The organism is Dietzia sp. Die43 (assembly GCF_024519835.1).
In the GTDB taxonomy this organism is placed as follows: domain Bacteria; phylum Actinomycetota; class Actinomycetes; order Mycobacteriales; family Mycobacteriaceae; genus Dietzia; species Dietzia kunjamensis.
Genome location: NZ_JALJRF010000094.1, coordinates 1 through 243, shown reverse-complemented (window position 1 = coordinate 243; position 243 = coordinate 1). Strand labels below are relative to the sequence as shown.

At 63.4% G+C, this 243-nt stretch carries 1 protein-coding gene; it reads left to right on the top strand.

Features of this window, described 5'->3' with window-relative positions:
* A partial coding sequence (locus tag NR111_RS18390; RefSeq protein ID WP_256821653.1) for a cbb3-type cytochrome c oxidase subunit I occupies window positions 1–243 on the top strand: 243 nt, incomplete at both ends.

Here is a 243-nt window from a genome sequence, read left to right as displayed (position 1 = left end):
TGACCATGTTCCGGATGCCGATCTTCACGTGGAACATCCTCGTGGCGTCGGTCCTCATCCTCCTGATCTTCCCGCTGCTCACCGCGGCCGCACTCGGCGTCTTCTACGACCGCACCTTCGGTGGTCGCATCTTCGATCCGGGCAACGGTGGCGCCATCCTGTGGCAGCACCTGTTCTGGTTCTTCGGGCACCCCGAGGTGTACGTCCTCGCGCTGCCGTTCTTCGGCATCGTCTCCGAGGTCT